The organism is uncultured Roseobacter sp. (genome assembly GCF_947499265.1).
GTDB lineage: Bacteria > Pseudomonadota > Alphaproteobacteria > Rhodobacterales > Rhodobacteraceae > Roseobacter.
In genome coordinates this window covers 1-19,889 of the sequence record NZ_CANMNK010000019.1, presented here as the reverse complement: position 1 = coordinate 19,889, position 19,889 = coordinate 1, and the positions used below count along the sequence as shown (strand labels likewise).

Annotated in this window: 22 protein-coding genes and 1 pseudogene; 16 read left to right on the top strand and 7 right to left on the bottom strand. The window is 55.8% G+C overall.

Features of this window, described 5'->3' with window-relative positions:
• Positions 1-567: 567 nt before the first annotated feature.
• Complete coding sequence (locus Q1A63_RS25465) at positions 568-1,797, bottom strand: hypothetical protein (RefSeq protein ID WP_298976133.1); 1,230 nt, start codon at positions 1,795-1,797, stop codon at positions 568-570.
• A gap of 135 nt (positions 1,798-1,932) precedes the next feature.
• On the opposite strand from Q1A63_RS25465, the gene Q1A63_RS25460 reads away from it, so the two are divergent.
• The 5 genes from Q1A63_RS25460 to Q1A63_RS25440 all read left to right on the top strand — a co-directional run bounded on the left by Q1A63_RS25460 (position 1,933) and on the right by Q1A63_RS25440 (position 8,958).
• Complete coding sequence (locus Q1A63_RS25460) at positions 1,933-2,094, top strand: hypothetical protein (protein WP_298976134.1); 162 nt, start codon at positions 1,933-1,935, stop codon at positions 2,092-2,094.
• A 430-nt stretch (positions 2,095-2,524) separates the two neighbouring features.
• Complete coding sequence (locus Q1A63_RS25455) at positions 2,525-3,142, top strand: VPLPA-CTERM sorting domain-containing protein (protein ID WP_298976136.1); 618 nt, start codon at positions 2,525-2,527, stop codon at positions 3,140-3,142.
• A 977-nt stretch (positions 3,143-4,119) separates the two neighbouring features.
• A complete protein-coding gene (locus tag Q1A63_RS25450) occupies positions 4,120-7,029 on the top strand; it encodes a hypothetical protein (RefSeq protein ID WP_298976137.1) in 2,910 nt (969 codons plus the stop codon).
• A gap of 153 nt (positions 7,030-7,182) precedes the next feature.
• Complete coding sequence (locus Q1A63_RS25445) at positions 7,183-7,734, top strand: isoprenylcysteine carboxylmethyltransferase family protein (RefSeq protein ID WP_298976138.1); 552 nt, start codon at positions 7,183-7,185, stop codon at positions 7,732-7,734.
• A gap of 591 nt (positions 7,735-8,325) precedes the next feature.
• Positions 8,326-8,958, top strand: coding sequence for a tyrosine-type recombinase/integrase (locus tag Q1A63_RS25440; RefSeq protein WP_298975063.1), 633 nt, complete (start codon positions 8,326-8,328; stop codon positions 8,956-8,958).
• Between the two features lie 194 nt (positions 8,959-9,152).
• On the opposite strand, the gene Q1A63_RS25435 is transcribed toward Q1A63_RS25440, so the two are convergent.
• Both Q1A63_RS25435 and Q1A63_RS25430 read right to left on the bottom strand, forming a co-directional pair.
• Positions 9,153-9,833 carry a hypothetical protein gene (locus Q1A63_RS25435; RefSeq protein WP_299508255.1) on the bottom strand — a complete coding sequence of 227 codons (681 nt, stop codon included), beginning with the start codon at positions 9,831-9,833 and terminating at the stop codon, positions 9,153-9,155.
• A 153-nt stretch (positions 9,834-9,986) separates the two neighbouring features.
• The gene (locus Q1A63_RS25430; RefSeq protein ID WP_298975061.1) at positions 9,987-10,193 is read right to left on the bottom strand and encodes a cold-shock protein; all 207 of its coding nucleotides are present in this window, start codon (positions 10,191-10,193) and stop codon (positions 9,987-9,989) included.
• 256 nt (positions 10,194-10,449) lie between these two features.
• Between Q1A63_RS25430 and Q1A63_RS25425 the strand changes: the two genes are divergently transcribed.
• A complete protein-coding gene (locus Q1A63_RS25425) occupies positions 10,450-10,575 on the top strand; it encodes a hypothetical protein (RefSeq protein ID WP_298975059.1) in 126 nt (41 codons plus the stop codon).
• A gap of 63 nt (positions 10,576-10,638) precedes the next feature.
• On the opposite strand, the gene Q1A63_RS25420 is transcribed toward Q1A63_RS25425, so the two are convergent.
• Complete coding sequence (locus tag Q1A63_RS25420; protein ID WP_298975058.1) at positions 10,639-10,875, bottom strand: hypothetical protein; 237 nt, start codon at positions 10,873-10,875, stop codon at positions 10,639-10,641.
• Positions 10,876-11,028: 153 nt separating this feature from the next.
• Between Q1A63_RS25420 and Q1A63_RS25415 the strand changes: the two genes are divergently transcribed.
• On the top strand, positions 11,029-11,760 hold the full coding sequence (locus Q1A63_RS25415) for a Crp/Fnr family transcriptional regulator (protein ID WP_298975056.1): 732 nt from the start codon (positions 11,029-11,031) through the stop codon (positions 11,758-11,760).
• Positions 11,761-11,814: 54 nt separating this feature from the next.
• On the opposite strand, the gene Q1A63_RS25410 is transcribed toward Q1A63_RS25415, so the two are convergent.
• Together Q1A63_RS25410 and Q1A63_RS25405 are read right to left on the bottom strand one after the other, a co-directional pair.
• A complete protein-coding gene (locus tag Q1A63_RS25410) occupies positions 11,815-12,015 on the bottom strand; it encodes a hypothetical protein (protein ID WP_298975054.1) in 201 nt (66 codons plus the stop codon).
• A gap of 169 nt (positions 12,016-12,184) precedes the next feature.
• A complete protein-coding gene (locus Q1A63_RS25405) occupies positions 12,185-12,601 on the bottom strand; it encodes a hypothetical protein (RefSeq protein WP_298975051.1) in 417 nt (138 codons plus the stop codon).
• Between the two features lie 228 nt (positions 12,602-12,829).
• Here Q1A63_RS25405 and Q1A63_RS25400 point away from each other — a divergent pair, with 228 nt between their 5' ends.
• The 9 genes from Q1A63_RS25400 to Q1A63_RS25360 all read left to right on the top strand — a co-directional run bounded on the left by Q1A63_RS25400 (position 12,830) and on the right by Q1A63_RS25360 (position 18,784).
• Positions 12,830-13,144: a hypothetical protein gene (locus Q1A63_RS25400; RefSeq protein WP_298975049.1), complete on the top strand. Its 315-nt coding sequence runs from the start codon at positions 12,830-12,832 to the stop codon at positions 13,142-13,144.
• Positions 13,141-13,494 (top strand): hypothetical protein, encoded by a 354-nt coding sequence (locus tag Q1A63_RS25395; protein WP_298975048.1) that lies wholly within the window; start codon positions 13,141-13,143, stop codon positions 13,492-13,494. The genes Q1A63_RS25400 and Q1A63_RS25395 overlap by 4 nt, the downstream gene beginning before the upstream one ends.
• 73 nt (positions 13,495-13,567) lie before the next feature.
• Entirely contained in the window at positions 13,568-14,335 is a 768-nt protein-coding gene (locus Q1A63_RS25390; protein WP_298975047.1) for a hypothetical protein, read from the top strand.
• A gap of 88 nt (positions 14,336-14,423) precedes the next feature.
• Positions 14,424-15,623: a DUF1611 domain-containing protein gene (locus tag Q1A63_RS25385; protein WP_299632719.1), complete on the top strand. Its 1,200-nt coding sequence runs from the start codon at positions 14,424-14,426 to the stop codon at positions 15,621-15,623.
• Positions 15,620-16,741 (top strand): alanine/ornithine racemase family PLP-dependent enzyme, encoded by a 1,122-nt coding sequence (locus Q1A63_RS25380; protein WP_298975045.1) that lies wholly within the window; start codon positions 15,620-15,622, stop codon positions 16,739-16,741. The genes Q1A63_RS25385 and Q1A63_RS25380 overlap by 4 nt, the downstream gene beginning before the upstream one ends.
• Before the next feature lie 174 nt (positions 16,742-16,915).
• Entirely contained in the window at positions 16,916-17,053 is a 138-nt protein-coding gene (locus Q1A63_RS25375) for a hypothetical protein (protein WP_299632718.1), read from the top strand.
• Between the two features lie 70 nt (positions 17,054-17,123).
• Positions 17,124-17,537 (top strand): hypothetical protein, encoded by a 414-nt coding sequence (locus Q1A63_RS25370; RefSeq protein ID WP_298975042.1) that lies wholly within the window; start codon positions 17,124-17,126, stop codon positions 17,535-17,537.
• Between the two features lie 74 nt (positions 17,538-17,611).
• The gene (locus Q1A63_RS25365; protein WP_298975041.1) at positions 17,612-17,908 is read left to right on the top strand and encodes a hypothetical protein; all 297 of its coding nucleotides are present in this window, start codon (positions 17,612-17,614) and stop codon (positions 17,906-17,908) included.
• A gap of 9 nt (positions 17,909-17,917) precedes the next feature.
• On the top strand, positions 17,918-18,784 hold the full coding sequence (locus Q1A63_RS25360; RefSeq protein WP_298975040.1) for a transglutaminase family protein: 867 nt from the start codon (positions 17,918-17,920) through the stop codon (positions 18,782-18,784).
• Between the two features lie 496 nt (positions 18,785-19,280).
• Here the strand turns inward: Q1A63_RS25360 and Q1A63_RS25355 are convergent.
• Positions 19,281-19,889: pseudogene (locus Q1A63_RS25355) on the bottom strand (DDE-type integrase/transposase/recombinase); the annotation flags it as partial.

Genomic DNA, 19,889 nt, shown 5'->3' with positions numbered 1-19,889 from the left:
GCCAGAATTGAAGCACGTCTCATTGAGAGTCGAGTTTGGAAACGACAACACAGACCTGTGCCTCATGTCGCTGGAAAGTCCTAAGCATCGCGGTGATCGCGTCGTGATTGGGCTTGGCAATACGCGCGCCGTCTGCAAACCGGCTGAAAAAGCCTGGCGAGGAGTCAGTGGATCAGGTCAGTGTTGTGGCAGCGAAGAAGTATCAGCGAAACCATCCTCTTGTTGCTCTACATCCAAGGTGCCGGAAGGTGTCAGTTCGTGCTGCGCATAGCAACGTAAATCGGCAAAGCTGACATTCTTTGGAAATTTGACGACGAACGCTTTGTCCGCTGAAGGTGAGTTCGCACGCCACGCGATGTCGCACTTGCAGCGAATGGCGGCTAAGCGGGCTGCGACCGCAGCATCCCGTGGGTAGGCTGAGAGTCTGCAATGGGCCGTCAGCAAAGGTGCTCTAGGTCAAAGTCCTGAAGATGCTGTGCTTGCTCCGATGGCGGCGAAGAGCCCAGAGTCACTGATGCTGCGACGTAAATGAATGGCGGCTTTCTACGACTAGACACGAACGTAACGCTACCTGCTTATCTCGCGAAGAAACTCGTCTACTTGGTCTTCCCAGAGGCTCGGCATTGTGATCACCCTGTGCCCGTTTCCATAGCCTGGTAGTTTTACAATATGTAGCTCACTTTGAGCTCCGCGTGCTGTCAGTTCAGCTAAGTTGGCCTTGGAATGCTCGATGCTGTAAAAGCGGTCCTCTTCTCCGTAGACCGACAAAACCAGACCATCAAAAGAACCTATGCGGTTGAACAGTGTCGGATTGATTGACGGGTCACCTTTTTTGCCAGTCCATCCGCCGACAAAGTTGATCACGCCAGCAACTTCCGTTGGCATACTCCCCGCTTGCATGATCGCGACAACCCCACCCCGCGATATCCCGCCAACAAGAATTGCGCCTTGGTCTAGGTCGAGTCGCTTTCTCAATGCGGCAAGGGCCGCGTTCGCATCTGTCAACGCCCGCTCCGCTCCCGGCAGGGAAAGCGCCGCCTCGGGCGAATATCCTTTAGAACGATCTAGCGCGAAACCCTCGTCGTATTGCCCATCTGAAAGGCCACGCCCACGTCGATAAGGAAAAACGACAAACCAACCGTGTTCGTTCAACATGTCGGCAAGCCAATCGCTGGTCCAAATCAGATCAAAGTCGCTTGGGCGTGTACCAGAACCTGTTGAGCCATGATGGATCAACGCAACCGGAAATGGCCCTTCACCCGGCGGTGGATAGGTAACAACATTGAGCCGAATGGGTTTCCCTTCCTCGATCAGGTCCGTCTGAAGGTATTCCTGCTGGCCAATGGAAAACCAATCCTCGTCCGGCAAGGCCAACACATCCTTCAGGTTCTGGCGTTCCAGAACGGCAAAACCCTTGTCCGCATCGAATACACCCCGGACCCTGCCAGTTGCTGACATCCGGTAGTGTGCCGGGAAACCATCATCGGCAAAGATCAAATCATCGCCTTCTATTTTTGCCTGACGTCTGAACCAGCGTCCCGCACCATTCAAGTCGCTACCAACGGCATAGATGACGTCTGCGAATCCGTCGTCATTCACTTGCTCTATAATGAGGATATGGTTCCGCCATCCGTCCCACTGTCCGACCCAAGTTCCGGCAAATTTCGAATGAACCTCTTCCGCCTCAATAGCGTCGTTAGGCAATGGGACGTTGCCGACAAATACCGACTCTTGTGCGTAGGCACTACTGGACAGAATGAACAATAGGGCGACGATCCGCATGAGTTTTTTCAGCATTTGCAAGAATCACGTGTGCTATACACGCCCCCTATTTGCTGTTGGCCAGATGCAGGGAGTTTTAGCACACCCTATGACGTAAGCTCTAGACCATGGGTCTGTGGATTTACGAAAGCAGTCCTAGGAGCAGACGCAGTGAAAGTCGGCAAAGTCCGCATCCAGAACTTTGCCGACCTGCAAGCCAATCATCTCGTTCAGGGCGCGCAGGGTGCGGAGATCACCGACGGCAGAGACCTCACGATTATTCTGACAGGGGTGAACATCGCCGACCTTGACGAGAACAGTTTCATCTTCTGAAGGGCAATTTTTCCGCGATCTCTGCACCGGCGAGGGCCGGACTGTTTCCTCCAGGTGCAGATCGTCCGGTCCGGCGGCGGGCGGCGTAAAACGGCCAATACAACGCTTCCGGGGCGGCAATACAACGGTCGTGACAACGCTCACAACAACGCTCCTCGCCGATACAGCACCGCAAGGCGGGTCCGCCCACTGATATCTCGCATGCGCAAAGCGGGCCGGTGATTGGTCCGCCAGATTGAAAGAAAAGGATCAGATAGCACAAAACCCATTGAACAAGACGCGCAGCCATTCCCGCGCAGAATTGTCCGGGTGCCGGATTTCACGAAAGGCACCGGATGTCTCTTTTTCTACTTTCAGCTGAACTGGAACCCTCACAGCCGTGCGGGCCGATTCTGACGATGACACACAACGCCATACAGGAAACTCAGATATGAAAAGACTTCTCTCCCTCACCGCCGCCGCGCTCGTTGCCGCCTCCACAGCGCAGGCTGCCCTGATCGCCAATATCTCGGGCACCCCCGGCAGCGGACAAACCACATGGACCTTCAGCGGGACAACGATTGCTGGCAGAGGTGCCTTTTTTCAAGATGGCAATTTGAACCAAGCCAACGTATGGACTGACCTCGGTGACTACACCTCTGTGGAGTTTTTCAATAATGTGAATGTCTCGGGGGATGCCGCGCTAACCATCGACGGGGAAACCCGGCGGATCGATCTGGCGGCCATCGATGATGATGGCGACTTTGATGACTGGGGCATCGGCGTGGATGGTGCGGATATCTTCGTGTTCGGAGCCGGATCCGAGGTCAGCTGGACGGGCAGCCTGACGGTTTTCGGCATCGACCTCAACGATCTGAACAACAGCGGTCTGCCGATTACGTTCTTGACCTCAAGCTTTGGCTTGGTTGGCGAGGGCACGCTGGATCTCGAGCTAACCATCGCGGCAGATGAAATCTCTGCCGTGCCGCTGCCGGCCGGTGGCGTGCTGTTGCTGTCCGGTCTGGCCGGGGTCGCCGCGCTGCGCCGCCGCAAGAAATCCATCACCTGATTTACGGGCGCAAAAGGCACCGGCTCTAAGGTCGCTTCAGAGACCTTTTTGCCGGATGCTGCGCAAGGTTCGGGTGTCCGTTTTTTCAACATATTAATTGACGCCGCCAGCTGGAAAGCGTGCAGTTTTTTCGTGACGACTCTCGCGCAAAATCGTAGTTACGTTCGCCTCATTGGCGCATTGGATGCAACCAACCTTGCAGACAGAATCGCCAGTGTTGCGTTTCCGTGGCTCGCAACGCTTCTCACCCGGGATCCCTTTCTGATCGGCCTGGTCGCTTTCGCTGGGCGTCTACCGTGACTTCTGCTGTCCGTACCAGCCGGTGTGATCACTGACCGTTCGGATCGGCGCAACCTGATTGTGCCGCTGATCTGTTTCGTGTCCTGCTTACTCTTGGTGTGATCGGACTCATTCTTACCTTACCGAGCAACATCGAAGTGCAATCAGAGTTCGACAAACGGACGGCAGCAACATTCGCAAACCGGCCCTGCTGCCAATAACAATTTCTGGCAGACCTATTTGATACACATCTGGCGAAAAGTGGAATTGACAATGAAGAAACCCAAATGGTCGCTCTTCTTGCCGACATCCTCTCTGTATGAATGCGATATGAGCTTCGCGTTCTGGCGTCTTTCGAACCGATGCCCCACTGGATCGGGACAGGCTCATATTTGCTCACAATTTAACCTGCCAGCGACGGCCTGACCGCTGAGCTGAGTTTTCTCGCCGATTCGTAGAGCAGCGGTCGAAAACACGCAGTTTTTTCTGCCATGCGCATGCCGGACCTTTTGGCTGAAAATACAACGCTTTTGGTAGGTCGTTACAACGCCATTGGTGGGCAAATACAACGGTCGTTACAACGCTTGTCAGGCCGGTCGACGCGTATGTGTGGCTGGCAAAAGCACGCATGAGGTTGGGCCTGTTTTCGGCAAACCAAGGCATGGGCGCACACCATTTCAGAATGAAAGAGTTTAAAGATGTTTGAGACACCCCAATCCGTTTTTGACGAAGCGACCCTGTCCGGCAATGCGCAGGCGCCCAAGATCATCACGCTGACAAACGGCAACATGGTGGTGGCCTACGCGGTCCCGTCCGGTGATTTTTTCAGGATCAAGGGGCAGCTTCTCGACCCGCTTGGCCAGCCGATCAGTGACGAATTTACCTTCGATTTCGAAGGCCACCGATCCCAGGAACCCAATTTCGATATGACTGAAACCCCGGATGGTCGTCTGAACATTATCACTGAGGTCAAAGAGTTCCGTTTTTTGGATTTCGAAATTGCCACGATGATGTCGATGAACGTCGCCTTTGACGGCAACGGAAACCCAGATGTAATCGACAGGAGAATTCACTTCGACGATAACGACAACTCGATTTTCGATTTTGATCGGGACGATTCGACCAACCCAACGGTGACCATCGGGCCGGACGGATCTGCGAGTATCTTCTATATCAAGAAAGACAAGTCTGAGAATTTTGAGGTGTTCGAGACCAATCGCACGGGGGCTCGAGATGACGGGATCAAGGCGTTCCGAGGAAATGAGAACGCCGAGGTGCGCGCCGATACGCTGGAAAACGGCAATATCATCCTGATCCTGGACCGCGATGGAAAAGGTAACGGCGGCGAAATCAACTACCGTATCCTTCGAGAAAACAATTCGACCGTTAACATCGGGGAAACGGGTGATCGTAACGCCAAGACCTACGATTCGACGGTCACAGCGCTAAAGGGTGGCGGCTTCGTCATCGCGTGGACCGAGGACGATGGGTTTGACATCGACGTGCAGTTCCAGCTTTTGAACGCGTCAGGACAAACGCAGGGTGGTACGGTCAACGTGGGCAATTCTGGCGACGGTGCGCGCGACAACAACAACGAACCTTCGATTGTCCCGTTGCTCGATGGCGGCTTCATCGTGTTCTACGACAAGGATGCCGGGAACATAGGCGTTTTCGGTCAGCGCTATGATGCGTCCGGCGATACGGTTGGCGAGATTTTTGAGGTCACGGACGACAACGGAGCCAATATTGACGCCACGCTGACGGAGGATGGACGGATCGCGGTCACATGGCAGGACGTCAACACGAACAACGTGAATGTCACGATCATCTCCGTGGATGCGACAAATGGCGATGATGTGCTTGATGGAACGAATGGTGACGACGTGATGCGCGGCCTGGCGGGCGACGACGTGCTGCGCGGGGGAGGCGGCGACGACGAGATCCGCGGCGATGGCGGCGATGACGTGATCATCGGTGGAAAAGGCGACGACCGGCTCTTTGGTGGCACTGGATCGGATATTTTTGTTTTCGAAGACGGTGATGGCGATGATGACGTTGTGGGGTTTAACGCAACCAACGATGCGGAAAAAATCGATCTGACCGGTGTTTCTAACATCGAGGATTTCGCGGATCTGTGCGACAACCATATGCGGCAGGACGGCAGCGATGTGGTGATCGACACCGGCAGCGGCCAGATCACACTGCATTCGGTCAATATCGAAGACCTCGACGAGGCGGATTTTATCCTTTCCTTTAACGCGATCCGCGGAACCGAAGGCGACGACACACTGACGGGTACCGATGGCGCTGACGCGATCCGCGGTCTGGCCGGTGATGATGTGATCAATGGCGGTAAGGGCGACGACCTCATGCGTGGCGGCCTTGGATCTGATGAATTTACGTTCAAGGACGGGGATGGCGTTGATGAGATCAGGCGTTTTGATGCGACCGATAATGGCGAAAAGATTGATCTGACCGGCGTTTCAGCAATCACGGATTTCACCGATCTGGTTCAGAACCGCATGACGCAGGTCGGTGATGATGTCGTGGTTGATCTTGGGGATGGGAATTCTGTTAAACTGACGGGCGTCGATATCGACGATCTGGATGCTGCGGACTTCCGATTGCGTTTTGCCACCATCAACGGCACCGAGCGCGACGAGACACTGACCGGAACGGAAAACTCCGATGTCATCCGTGGCAAGGCCGGGGACGATGTGATCATTGGCGGCAAGGGCGACGATGTCCTGTTCGGTGGCACAGGATCGGACACATTCGCTTTTGCTGACGGCGACGGTAATGACGAGATCAGGGGCTTTAACGCGACCGACGACGCCGAGAGGATTGACCTTAGTGGTATCGCAGGTCTCACCAAGTTCAACGTGCTTCTAAGTGATCACATGCGGCAAGTGGGCGACGATGTGGTCATCGATTTCGACTCAGGAGATACGATTACCCTTCGCGCCGTTCAATTGGGCGACCTCGGGCTGGACGATTTCGTGTTCAGGGCCCAGACGATCGACGGGACCCGGGCCGACGACCTGCTTGTCGGCGGCGATGGTGATGACAAGATCAACGGGTTTGCCGGCGATGACGAGATCTATGGCGGTGGTGGAAACGACATAATACGCGGGGGATCGCACTACGACACCATCCACGCCGGTGCCGGTGACGACCAGGTTTGGGGGGACGAAGGCCGGGATACCGTGTTTCTTGGCGACGGCAACGATGTCTTCTGGGATGCCGAGCAGGACGGTCGCCATGCTCACGATACAGTCTTCGGCGGTGCAGGTAATGATACGTTCCACGGCGCAGGCGGAAACGATGTTTTTGACGGCGGTAAGGGCGATGATCTTTTCTTCGCGGGGGCTGGTGACGAGACGTTCGTGTTTGCGGACGGGTTCGGCAACGACACGATCGTTGGTTTCGGGGCCGATGATGTTATCGATCTATCAGCAGTGTCTTCCATCGAAAACTCGAGCGATCTGACCGCTGATCACTTGCGGCAGGATGGTGAAAACCTGATCATCGATGATTTGGCGGGCAATACAATCACCTTGGAAGGTATAAACATTCTGGATTTGAGTGGGGACAACTTCTTGTTTTGATCGCGCGTGAACTGACGCGCCGCTTGTCCCAAACGGTGTTCAGGCGGTGCGTTGCCATCGGATGAACGGCCAGGCAACGCACCCCATTCTTCGGGGTCAAGCGGAACCCGTCCCGGAACACTTCCATCAAACAAAACTGATACGGATATTGTCGTGCCCTATACCCTATTTGTCTTCATTGCCATCGCTGTAGCGTTTCGCCTCGCCGCCCTTGCAATCTCCATCCGGAACGAAAAGCGGATGCTGCAAAGTGACGCAATCGAACATCATGCCGCAACATCCCTGATCCTGACGATCGCCCATATCGGTTTCTACGTCGCCGCCATCGCCGAAGGACTGTGGCGCGATTCTCCAATTTCTGCGATTTCTGTAGTTGGTCTGATCCTCTACGGTCTCGCGATGTGCGCGCTTGTCTGGGTGATCTGCACCTTGGGCAGATTCTGGACGATCAAAGTGATCATAGCGAAGGACCATCAGCTGATATCCAATCGGATTTTCGACAGGATTCGGCATCCAAACTACTATCTGAACATCATTCCAGAACTCATTGGATTCACACTGGCCTTACAGGCATTTGGCGTCTTGTTATTCGGATTACCTCTCTATGTTGCTGTTCTTTCACTGCGCATCCGACAAGAGGAAAAAGTAATGCGGAGCCATTTCCATAAGTATGGATCAGTAGGGCGCAGCCTTGGCGCGTCATGACCACCCGTTGCTCTCAAAATGTCTACAAAACTCATTTTTATTAGGTTGGCCAAAATGGAAAGGGATACGCTTGCGTCACCAGCTAAGACGACCTTTTGTAGCGTGTGAAATTCGACATGAAGGAGGTAGCCGTTTTCCCGAAGCGCCGTTGCCGCCATCGGGTTTAAGGTCTGTTTTGTCCGCACCTTTCTAATTCGCGATGCTCGAGATTTCGCCAGCGCAGCGAATGGCCGCAAAGCGGGCTGCAACCGCAGAATCTTCACTGGGCGGTGAACGGCAGGATTGGGCCGTTAGCAGAGGTGCTCTAGGTCAAAGTCCTGAAGATGCTGCGCTTGCTCCGATGGCGGCGAAGAGCCCATTGCGGAAGTGTCAAATTTTTGCTGCGCGTGCTCGCCGCGAAAGAATTTCTGCGCATGCAAGATCTTCGGCGCAGCTACGCGGCGGTGAAACCGGCCTTTCATTCGGGCTGCTGTTAGGTCTGGAGCAAAAACTCACGGGTGGCAGGTCGGATGCAATCAGGTTTGCGAGTAGCATTCCTACATCAGCGCGGTGCTGATGCTTGGATTCGGAGGGCGGCAAGGAGGACAAATTATGCCTAGAGTCCAACTTCCTGCTGTCACCCCGAAACGTAACGCCTGGAACAAGGGGCGGATTATCGGCCAGAAACGACCGTTGCTGCCAAAACAGGTTTGGGCAATCCGAGCGCGACTCGAGTTGGCCAACAACCTTCGTGATCTGGCGCTATTTAACGTTGCCATCGACAGCAAACTACGTGGTTGTGATCTGGTCAGGCTCTCAGTGGTCGATCTGGTCAAAGAGGATCGCGTCCGAGAACGGGTTTCGGTGATTCAGTGCAAAACCAAGCGGCCTGTTCAGTTTGAACTGACGGAAAACACAAGGGAAACTGTCCTGGCTTGGGTCAAATCACCCGAGATGTTGGCTTGCTCGTTTATGTTTCCCAGCCGCTTCCACGATCGCCCGCACATTTCAACCCGTCAGTATGGCCGGTTGGTGCACGATTGGGTGTCGGCGATTGGTTTGGAACCGAGTGGATACGGAACGCATTCGCTTCGCCGAACCAAAGCTGCTGAGATCTACCGGAAAACAGGTAACCTGCGCGCGGTTCAGCTCTTGCTAAGACATACAAAGGTCGACAGCACGGTGCGCTACTTGGGGGTCGAACTCGAAGATGCGCTGAGTATCGCCGAAAATATTGACCTTTAGGCATTGGGCGAGCGGCTGATGCCGCTCGCCTTTACGGGCCGACCCGCTGCAAGCATCAGGTTTGACGTAAAATGACCAGCGCCGCCAAAATCTATTTGACGTCCGGTCGCCTTAACCATCCCGGCCAGATCAAGTCGGGTGAATTGGCTGCCAGCTCCAAGTGGGCAATCACTCAGACGGCCAACCCTTTTAGCTCAAGTAGCGATACGGATGGCGGCGCAAAGCTCGGGGTGAAGAATCCAGTTCCCCGGCTTCTCTTCCTGTCCGGAATCACCGCAAAATCCAATCAGCGCAACTCCATCCAAACTCGTTGAAGGCACCTTGAAACCTGACTCTGAAGACAAATATCCAGCAATAATTCGACCCGCGCTTGCTAGAGCCTTTCTTGCCGAGATAGTGGATTTGTAGCTGCCTGCATTCGCGACCCTCTCCTCTGTCAACCCATCTGCTTCCGCCAGCGACAACGCCATCATCATGGCGCGCTGCGGTTTTGTCAGGTCTACAGTGTTGAGCGCTTCAACGTATTCGTCGGATGTTGGTACTTGTGCACCTGTGCTTGGATCTGTCCTGCGATCCTCGCTCCTGCGGGTTTCACGCGCATCAATGACGCAGTGCAAAGCGGCGATCGCGGCTTCTTCGGTCTTACCGGTTGCCTCGGCAATCAAACCACGCGCTTTCGTCGGCGGCTTTGGGAATGCCCGGGCCGTGTATACGCCCGCCACACAACCGGACTTGATCTGATATCGGCAATATTCGCCCATGCGGATCGCCATAGGGGCTTCCTTCTCGGTGTACTTGGCCTTCGATTTCTTCGACATAGCCTTGAAGACGCCACGTCCCGCATCTGATCTGTTTGGCGCTGTGTAGTCTGACATCGGCTGGTCTCCTGAGGATGGCAAGTCGCAGCGCCAGTTCGGCGGTTACCGATCCGGGCAATGGAACTGCTGCGTTAGTCGGTGGAAGAAAACTAAAAAACAAGTGGCCGTCGGGCGATAGGGCGCTCCAAAGGAGCGCCCACCTTGCAAAGATCAGGCAAGCGCGATGTTGGTTGCGCTTTCACGGCCGTCGCGGTCGGCCTCGACGTCGAAGGTCACCTTCTGATCGTCGTTCAGGCTGGTCATCCCTGACTTCTCGAGTGCGGAGATGTGCAAGAACACGTCTTTCCCACCTGTCTCAGGGGCAATAAAGCCAAATCCTTTGGTGGTGTTGAACCATTTCACTGTGCCATTGGCCATGTGAATTTTCCTTGTTTTATCGCTGCCCGCAATATGCGGCAGCCCGGCTTCTCACGACAGTGTCGAGCGCTGTGAGCCGGTATAGGAAAACAGAGGGTCGAATGGAGGTCAGTAGCCCTTTAAAGGTGGTGGCTGCCGGGGAGGATTACAAGGTGCACTCAGTGCTTTCGCCAATGTTCCCTTTGCCAAGAGAGCATTGATCCACTATGTATCACAAGTTGCTGGATACCCTGGCAGCCAGAAAAGGAAAGCCAGAATGTCGTTCAACGACTTGGCAAAGAAAGAGGCCGCCGAAAAAAAGGCCTCGCAAGAAAAAGATACGAAGACACAAGCCGCAATCGAACGAACCTCAGATTCAAATTCAGAATCGGCCGATCCGTAAACGGGTTGACCGACGCGACTGAGAATATGGGCTTCGCTCATTTCCAGCGTAACAGGGTCGGCGCTAAGTGCGTTGCGAAAGGTTCCCGCCAACGATGATCTCATTGATCAGTTTGGCGGTTTCCATATGAAGTTTTCGTTCGGTTTCTGGACCTTGGGCATTCTCGTGGGTCGCTGCCGCATCCCGAAGAATTCCCAGAATCTCGCCTTCCGGCAGCAGCTTGCGATCTTGCAGGGCAAGTAGGAGGGCCTCGCAAATGGAGAAGGCGGCCATCCCTGAAGGGTCTCGTTGATCTGACATTGGGGACAATCCTCTTCCTTTCTTGCCACGCAACCGGGCGAGGTCGTGATAGTATTGACGAACATCTCAATAATTTAGGTAGTCCGTACTGATCGAAAGCAGTCGCAGCGCCGATTTCTTACGGGAGTATGCGCGGTTCGGGAGGGACCGGTAATGAACATCAAAGCCAGCCCACTTACCCAAAAGCTCTCTGCGTTTGTTGCTCTTTCGGAGACGGAACTGGTCGTTCTGGAGCGCTTGCATCAGCGGAGGAAGTCTTTCTCTTCAGGGCGAGACTTGGTTCACCAGGGTCAATTGGAACAGGCTGCTTACATCCTGGCGGCAGGTTGGGTCGTTTCTTACAAGATCCAGGCTGACGGGTCGCGGCAGATCGTTGATTTCCAGATACCGGGGGACTTTTTGGGGCTGCGCAGCGTCCTGTTGCACACATCCGATCATGGGATCGAACCAATCGTCGATATCGAGGCGGCGGAGGTTCTGGTGAGCGATCTTCTGCAAGCCTTCGCAGAGACACCACGGCTGGCTACGGCTATTCTCTGGGCCGTGTCGCGCGACGAAGCGATGGTTGTCGAGCATCTTGTTGGGCTCGGGCGGCGCGATGCGGATGCGCGCATGGCGCATTTTCTGCTGGAGCTTGGCGTGAGACTGTCACTCGTCGGATTAGGGAGCAGGGAAGGCTACGCCTGTCCGCTCACACAGTATCATCTGGCAGATGCGTTGGGGTTAAGTGCCATCCACGTCAACCGCGTCCTTCGTAAGCTCCGCGAACGCGGACTCGTCACGTTTCAGGGCGGGCTGGTCACCTTCGATGACTACGAGGGGCTGGTTGCATTGGCGGATTTCGATCCGGCCTATCTTGATCAGTCGCGGCCTCTTTTGCCGTGAAAAAGCCGCCCTAAGTTTGGGCGGCCCTGTCGTCTCTTCAAAGGCATACCGACATTACATCAGTGCGCGGCTCGCTTGCTTGAGCTCGTTGTGGGCCTCTTCGTCGTTTTCGGCTTCATGGGCCTTTTCAGCGGCCTGATAGTGCTTCAGCGCTGCGGCCTTCTTGGGGCCTTCGGGTGCCTTGTCCCAGGCAGCCTTGACGGAAGCCATGTGTTTCACGGTCTGGTTTTCCTCAGTTTGGTTTTCTTCACTCATGGAATTGTCCTTTCCTGGACGGTCCGAAAATAAGAGGCGCAGAATTCATACAGTTCTTTGGAGGAACTGCATGTGCCCCGCGCCTCTGAGCTACTCGGAAAAAACCACCATGACATTCGGTGGACAGGATCACCTATCCGGATTCTCTGCGTCTAAGCACTGACGTAGGTTAGCCCGCCTGAGCCAGATAGTAGACCCACGTTAGAACCGCGACTCCAACGAGGGCCATCATTGTCCAGGAGATTGATATTTTTGGAGAATTGTTGGTGCCTGCTTCGAGCGATTTCGAAACGCGAAGCGGCGCGCGCTTTGGCAGCAATGAAATCAGCTTTGCTGCTCTGCCCTCGCTTGCCAGAGCCAGCGCCGGAATGTCGGTAATCGCTTCAAAATGCGTAGTCAATCGTACTTTCGCGTCCTCCCGGCCCAGACCAGCAAGCTCACGCGCTTCGGTCCAAGGCTCGAGGTCAAGGCGCGCAAGCGCTGACAAGACCGTGACGGCTGCACCAGTTTTGTCCTCGCCCAATTCCGCGAAGAGGAAGGCATCGTAGTCGCTGCCATCCGGATGAAGGACGTCTGAGGCGGACATGGATTTCCTTTCGGCGTGCGGTGGATGCGAAGACTTGCACGCAGGTGTCTGGAGCCGCGCGACGGCTTTGCCTCTCACCTTGACAGCCAAGAAACCGACTGGGGCTAACCTCGATCAGCATCACACACCGAAAGTTCGGATAGTGTCTATTCAACCGCCTTGCTGCGACGACGCGGGCCATAATGGCGGCTGCGGAAAGTTCAACATTCTGTTCAATGGAGACCTGGGATGCTCACGCGTTCGACCAGATCAATGGTGACGTTTTCCAACGACTTCATGATTGGCGACAGCCAGCGACAGTTTCCGGCCGGAACGTATGAAATCCTTGTCGAGGAAGAGCTTCTACAAGGCATAAGTTTCGAGGCTTACCGGCGCACCGCAACATATCTGATGGTCCAAGGGCGCGGGAGCAATGCGGGTCAAACGACGATGCAAGTGATCACACAGGAGGATCTGGAACATGCCATCGCATGTGATCGGGCCTTCTCCGAAACCACCAATGACAGCGAAGCGGCGCTTTCTCCGCAGGAGGGCACGACATGACCACACCCGAATGGCTGAAACCCGGCATTTACGGCGCGCTCCTTGGCGTGGCGTTCGTCGGCATCGTTGGATTTTCCTGGGGCGGATGGATGACCGGAGGCGGCGCGGAGGAGATGGCCAATAAGATGGTGCAGGAAGAAGTGATCGCGGCGCTTGTGCCCTTCTGCCTCGACATGTCCCGCGCCGACAATGAACGCATGGCAAAGCTCGCAACAATCCGCGAGGCGTCCTCGTTCAAGCGGCGCGATGCTGTCATGGAAACAGGCTGGGCGACGATGCCCGGATCGGATGGCCCGAACCGAGATCTGGCGCAGGCATGCATCGAAGGTCTCGAGCTTGATGCATCGTAGTAGCTTCCAACTGTCGCCTGTTTCGTCAAAAGGCATCGCAGGCGTGCTTGCAATGGTATCGTTCCACTCTGCAATGGCTTCCGCGGAACTCCTCGCGCTCGCATTCGTCACGCTCATCGCAATCGGATCGCCGTCTTTCGCCCAATCTCAGTCTGCCCCGATGCCCGTCAATGCGCAGCCCAAAAGCTATGGCGACGGATGGGAGTGTGATCGTGGGTACCGGCGTGACGGCGATGCCTGCCTTGCCATCATCGTTCCGGAGAACGCTTATGCGACGAACCGAACCTATGGCGCAGGTTGGGAGTGCCTGCACGGGTTCCAGGAGATCAATGAAGCGACCTGTCTTGAGGTCGTCGTGCCCGATGGCGGATATCTCGACCCGTCGGGCAAGAGCTGGAGCTGCTTTCGTCGGTACATGAAGGTCGACGACCTCTGCCTGGAGATCGATTTACCCCCAAATGCTTATCTTGCAGACAACACATATGGGTCTGCTTGGCAATGTAACCGGGGGTACGAAATTGACGGCGACACATGCATTGCCATTGCCGTTCCCGAGAATGCCTTTCTGAACGGAGCCGGATACGGGCAGCCATGGACATGTGAGCGGGGTTACTTCGAACGCGATGACATCTGTGAGGCCGTTGTCGTTCCGGAGAATGCCTATTTCGACGATGCAAACTATGGCCCAGGCTGGAAGTGCAATCGCGGCTTTGCAGAGTCTGACGATGGCTGCACTGAGATTGACCTCCCTGAGAATGCGCATCTCGACAGATCGGGAAACCGGTGGGAGTGCCATAGGAATTTCCAGCGCTCGCAAGGGCGTTGCATCCTGAACGACTAGCGCCCGCAATCTAAATTGAAACGCGGCTACCGGCCAGAACGCCTTGTGTGTTCCGACCCGGAAGAACCCGCTTGGCAAAGGAATAATCATGGACTCTGGCAATCCAGAAAAACCGACGACAAGGCTGTCAACGATGGGGCCGCAAGCCCCACCCGATGTGCCCTCAACCCGCCGAACTCCTGCCAAAAAGGCTGAAACAAAAGGGGTGCCCACAGCGGTTGTCTATTGTGAGGGGAACTTCGGGCAGGTCGATGGAAAGACCGCAAACGGGCTTGTTCGTCACAGCCAAGCCTACCGCATTCTTTCGGTCATAGACCGCAGACTTAAGGGGCTCGATAGCGGGCAGGTGCTGGACAAAGTGAGTAACGACATCCCCATTGTCGAAGACCTCGAGGCTGCGGTTACGCTAGAGGCGCATATCCCCGATACTTTGATCTATGGGATGGCCCCCTCTACGGGCAAGATGTCACCTGCAGATCGAGAGATCATACTGGATGCAATCGCACTCGGCATGAACATCGTCAGTGGTCTGCACGAATACCTCGGTGATGATCCCGAGATCTCGAGCGCCGCTGACGCGGCCAACGTGACGATCCGAGATATCCGCAAACCCCGACCAAGCAAAGACATGCGCCTGTTTGACGGAAGCGTGTCCGAGGTGAAAGCCATCCGCATCGCCGTGCTGGGAACGGATTGTGCAATTGGCAAGCGGACGACAGCGACCGTTCTGGCCAAGGCATTGAACGCGGTTGGGATCAAGACAGTTCTCGTCGGCACCGGCCAGACTGGGCTCATGCAGGGCGCAAAATTTGGGATCGCGATGGATGCTGTGCCACCACAGTTTTGCTGCGGGGAACTTGAACGCGTGATTGTCGCGGCTTCCGAGGGCGAAGACCCGGACGTCATCCTGATCGAAGGACAGGGGGCGCTCAGCCATCCAGCCTTTTGCACATCGGCGTTCATTTTGCGCGGCAGCCAGCCGCAAGCCGTCGTTCTTCAGCATGCGCCCAAGCGTGCCCATCGCTGCGACTTTCCGACCATGCCGATGCCCGAGCCGAAAAGCGAAATCGCCCTCATCGAAGCTTTTGCTGACACAAGGGTGATTGGTATCACAATCAATCACGAGGCGATGACGGACGCCGAGGTCGATCGTGCGATTGACAGTCTTTCAAGGGATCTTGGCGTTCCGGTGACGGACGCGCTGACTCGGCCGGAAGTGCACCTCAGCGACATGGTCCTGGCCGCCTTTCCGCAGTTGCGGCCCGTGCCTCTCGCGGCCGCGGAATGACCTCGCCGCGAGTGGAAATCAATCTGGGCAAGATCCAGGCCAACGCGCGATATCTCGTCCGACGTCTTGGCGCTCGTCGAATCTCGGTCACCGGTGTGACCAAGGCAGTGTGTGGGCATCCTGACGTAGCCGAGGCAATGTTGGAAGGTGGCGTTACCGGTCTTGCAGACGCACGCATCAAAAACGTCGTTCGGATGCGGCAGGCGGGGATCACTTGCCCAATTTCAATGATCCGCGCACCGCTGCTGAGCGAGATGGAAGACGTCATCAATTCTTGTGACACGAGCTACAACACAGAGATGGCCACGATCCTGAAGCTGGGCGCAGCCGCGAATAAACAAGGTACGTCGCACGGTGTCATCCTGATGGTCGAAATGGGAGATATGCGCGAAGGCGTCATGCCCGAGGATCTTGAACACGCCGCCGCTCGGGTCATCGCAACGCCCGGTGTTGCTCTCGAAGGCATTGCTGCAAATTTTGCCTGCATGGGCAACGTGGCGCCAACAAGCGATGACATAGCCAGGCTCTCGGGCCTGGCCGACCAAGTCGAAGGCGCCTGCGGACCTGTTGTAGATCTTGTGTCAGGAGGTGGCTCGGCCAATTTGCCATGGGCGCTTGGCGAAGTTTCAACCGGGCGGGTCGACAACCTGCGTCTGGGTGAGGCGATCCTTCTAGGCACGGACCCCGTGACAGGGCATCCAATCACTGGCCTTCATACGGATGCCTTTACCCTTTTTGCCGAAGTGATCGAAACAAGCCGCAAACCAAGCCCGGTGCCGACCATGTCAATTGCTCCGGAGCTTGGGATGCTCAATTTGGTTCGAAATGATGACCTCCGAGCCCGAACCATCCTTGCTGTCGGGCAGCAGGACACCGACGCAGGCGGTCTTATGTTTCCCCCGGGAACGGCGTTTATTGGCGCGACCAGCGACCACACCGTTGTCGACTCAGCCAAAGCCGCTGTGCCCGTTGGCTCCGAGATGAAAATGGGCATGAACTACAGCGCCCTTATGCGGGCGATGAGCGCCCCAGATGTCGCCAAGATTGTTCATGGCAAGCAAAAGATGAACGGAAGTGCAAAGGACCGCGAGGCCCACCCCTTCCTGACCTTGGTATGACGTCCACAATGGTCGTCGGCGGGGCCTATGAAGATCATACCCCGCCGACTAGTCCCACACCGCGCCATGGTAAAAGGGCCGGTCAATACACATATACCGATAAGCCGCACTCGAGAACTCGTGCCTGATCGAGGCCCGGAAATTCCAGCGGAAAACCCAAAAAGGATGAAGAGCATGTCTTTCAAAGACCTGACCACCAAAGCTGCCGCCATACTGAAAGCCAAACCTACGGAACCGTCGAAAAAAGAATCGGCACTCAAGGCGCCGGACGCTGCTGCGAAACCGGGTTCTCCGGGTCCGAAGAAGACCTGAAGCATGCACCGGAAAGGGCTGGTTTTGCTCGATGTCATGGAAAACTGTTCAATTGAAAGGATCAAACGCAATGGACGACCAAAGAGCGAAAACCATTGCGGTTTTTGACCGGCCTTTCAAACTTCCCGGCTTGGACGAAACGCTTCCCGCCGGAGAGTATGATATCGAGACAGAATTCGCCTCACCACCTGATCACAAGGACCCTCAGGCCTGGAAGGCCTCCGTCGTGGTCCATCTGCATCCACGCCTGTCCCATCCGGGATTAACGCGGAGCCTGACTGTGTCGCTTCTCGATCTTGACCGCGCCCGTGCGAGAGACAAACTGTCCGGCAAGGACCTGTCACAGGTCTTTCTCGAAGAAATGCTGTCCGATCCGATGGTGCAACTCGTCATGCAGGCAGACGGGGTGTCCGAGGCTCAAATCCGCCATCTCTACTCGGGAACGCGGACGAGACAGACAGACAAGGATGTCCTCGATACCTAGACAGAAACCGGAACCGAACTGGAGCCTTCGCGGGACGGTTTGGACATTCAAGACGCCGAGAATGAAGGGATGCCGTGCCGATCACGCACTTCAAGCGTTTCCGTATGATGTCGGACACGCAATTTCAGGGATCAAATGAACGCGAGGATCTGATGCAAGCAAAAGTCGACGACATCCTGATGGATCACCCCAGCCGCGCGCTTGGCGATGTGCCGAAGCTGCGGTTCTGCTTGCGTTGTAATGCTTCGTTTTGGAGCGAAGGGTTCGGCCAGCGCATCTGTGCAAGATGCAAAGGCACGACAGCATGGCGCGCGGCAGTGCCCGAAGGCGTCAGCAAAGGTCGGTCTCGCTCCGGCGGTCAGTCGACTTAGATCTGCTGCGTGCCGACGATCACGATCGCACACACGACCATCTATCGCTATCGCATGGCCGTGATCCTTGGACCGCACAGGCTGATGTTGCGTCCTCGTGAAACGCGGGACCTTACATTGACGACCTTCGACCTTGAAATCGCTCCGACCGCCCGCATCGACTGGTCCCACGATGTCGCCGGAAACGCTATTGCCATCGCCAACTTTGATGTCACAACAGACACGCTTTCGATACGGTCCCATACGACCGTTGTCCTCGAGGCACCTGACTGGCCTGTCTTCCCGATTGCGGGTTCTGCGACGTCCTACCCGTTCCTTTACTCCGCCGAAGACTGGACAGATCTCGGGGCGCTTGCTGCGCCACAATACCAAGACGACACCGGGCGCTTGTCAAACTGGGTCGAGCAATTCGTTATGCGACGACCAACGGATACGCTGTCGCTCCTGAAGGACGTGAGTAATGGCACCACAGCGCAGATCAAATATGAGATCCGCGAAAGCGAAGGCACGCAAGGACCACTCGAAACCCTCGACCGAGGTTACGGGTCGTGTCGTGACTTTGCCGTCCTCTATGCCGAGGCTATCCGAACGCTGGGTTTCGGGGCACGTCTGGTGTCCGGCTATCTTTATGACCCCAGTGATGACCGGCTCGGATCTGCTGGCTCGGGCTCTACGCATGCATGGGTCGAAGTCTTCGTTCCCGGGGCTGGCTGGATCCCGTTCGACCCAACGAACATGTCGGTGGGGTCGGCCAATCTGATTCCGGTGGCCGTTGCGCGGAACATATCACAGGTCGCTCCGGTTGCCGGAAGCTACCATGGAGAAGATACCGATCTTCTCGCTATGGAGGTGGTTGTCCGTGTTGAAGATCAATGACTTCACCGATGTAGGCGGAATCCACAAATCTCCGCGCAGTCCAGTTGGAAGTTCACAACGTGTTTCGCTGTATGTCGTGCAACTCCTCGGACTAATCTGGGACAGTGCGGGCACAGAGCGCATCCGCGGATATCTACTGGCGACACACGCACGTGTAGTCGTTGGTCGAAACTCTGTTTGAGCGTGCCGACTAGCCTTACTCAGCTTTCGTCCTGGCTACCGTATCACGCGGCGTTCGGGCGGTTTTTCTGGGTGTCTCAATTGGCAAGCCAAAGGACCGCTTCGGCGAAATTGGCTGCAATGCAGCGAAACGCATGTCGCAGATGCGAATGGTTTCTGCGTCAGCGAAAGCTGCACCTGCACAAGTCCGCTTTGTCCGCACCAGAGACATTGCCCTGCTTTACTTGAAGGTCGGCTTTAGCTGTCCGTCGTCAGGTTTTTTGGAACAGGTGGCCGCCCAATCTAAGAGAGGGTCTGGTTCATTTGGTTCATGTGATTATCCGGCGGATTTGCAGTGAAGCAAGCGCCGGGTTTCGAGTGTCTTCCGTTTGATCCTTTCCATTGACCGGCAGTTGATAGCGCAGCAATCAATGAGAGGGACGTTGTTTTAAGATGGTTTGCCCACGCCCGAAGTAGACATCTGCGGGGGTGAGGTTTTGCAGGCTCTCGTGATAGCGTTGGTGGTTGTAGTGATCGACAAAGGCGTCGATCTGCTGCGTGAGATCGCCAGGCAGGTAGTAGTTTTCCAGCAGGATGCGGTTCTTCAGGGTCTGGTGCCAGCGCTCGATCTTGCCCTGAGTTTGCGGGTGATATGGTGCGCCCCGGACATGGTCCATCTGTTGATCTTCCAGCCAATCGGCCAGTTCTCCAGAGATGTAACTGGCGCCATTGTCCGATAGCGGGCGTGGCTTATGAACGACAGCCGCCTGATCGCAACCCGAAGCCTGCAGCGCCAGATCGAGCGTGTCGGTCACATCCTCGGCTCTCATCGTCGTGCAGAGCTTCCAGGCGATGATGTAGCGGCTGTAATCATCGAGGATGGTGCTGAGGTAGAACCAACCCCAGCCGATGACCTTCAGATAGGTGAAGTCGGTCTGCCACAGCT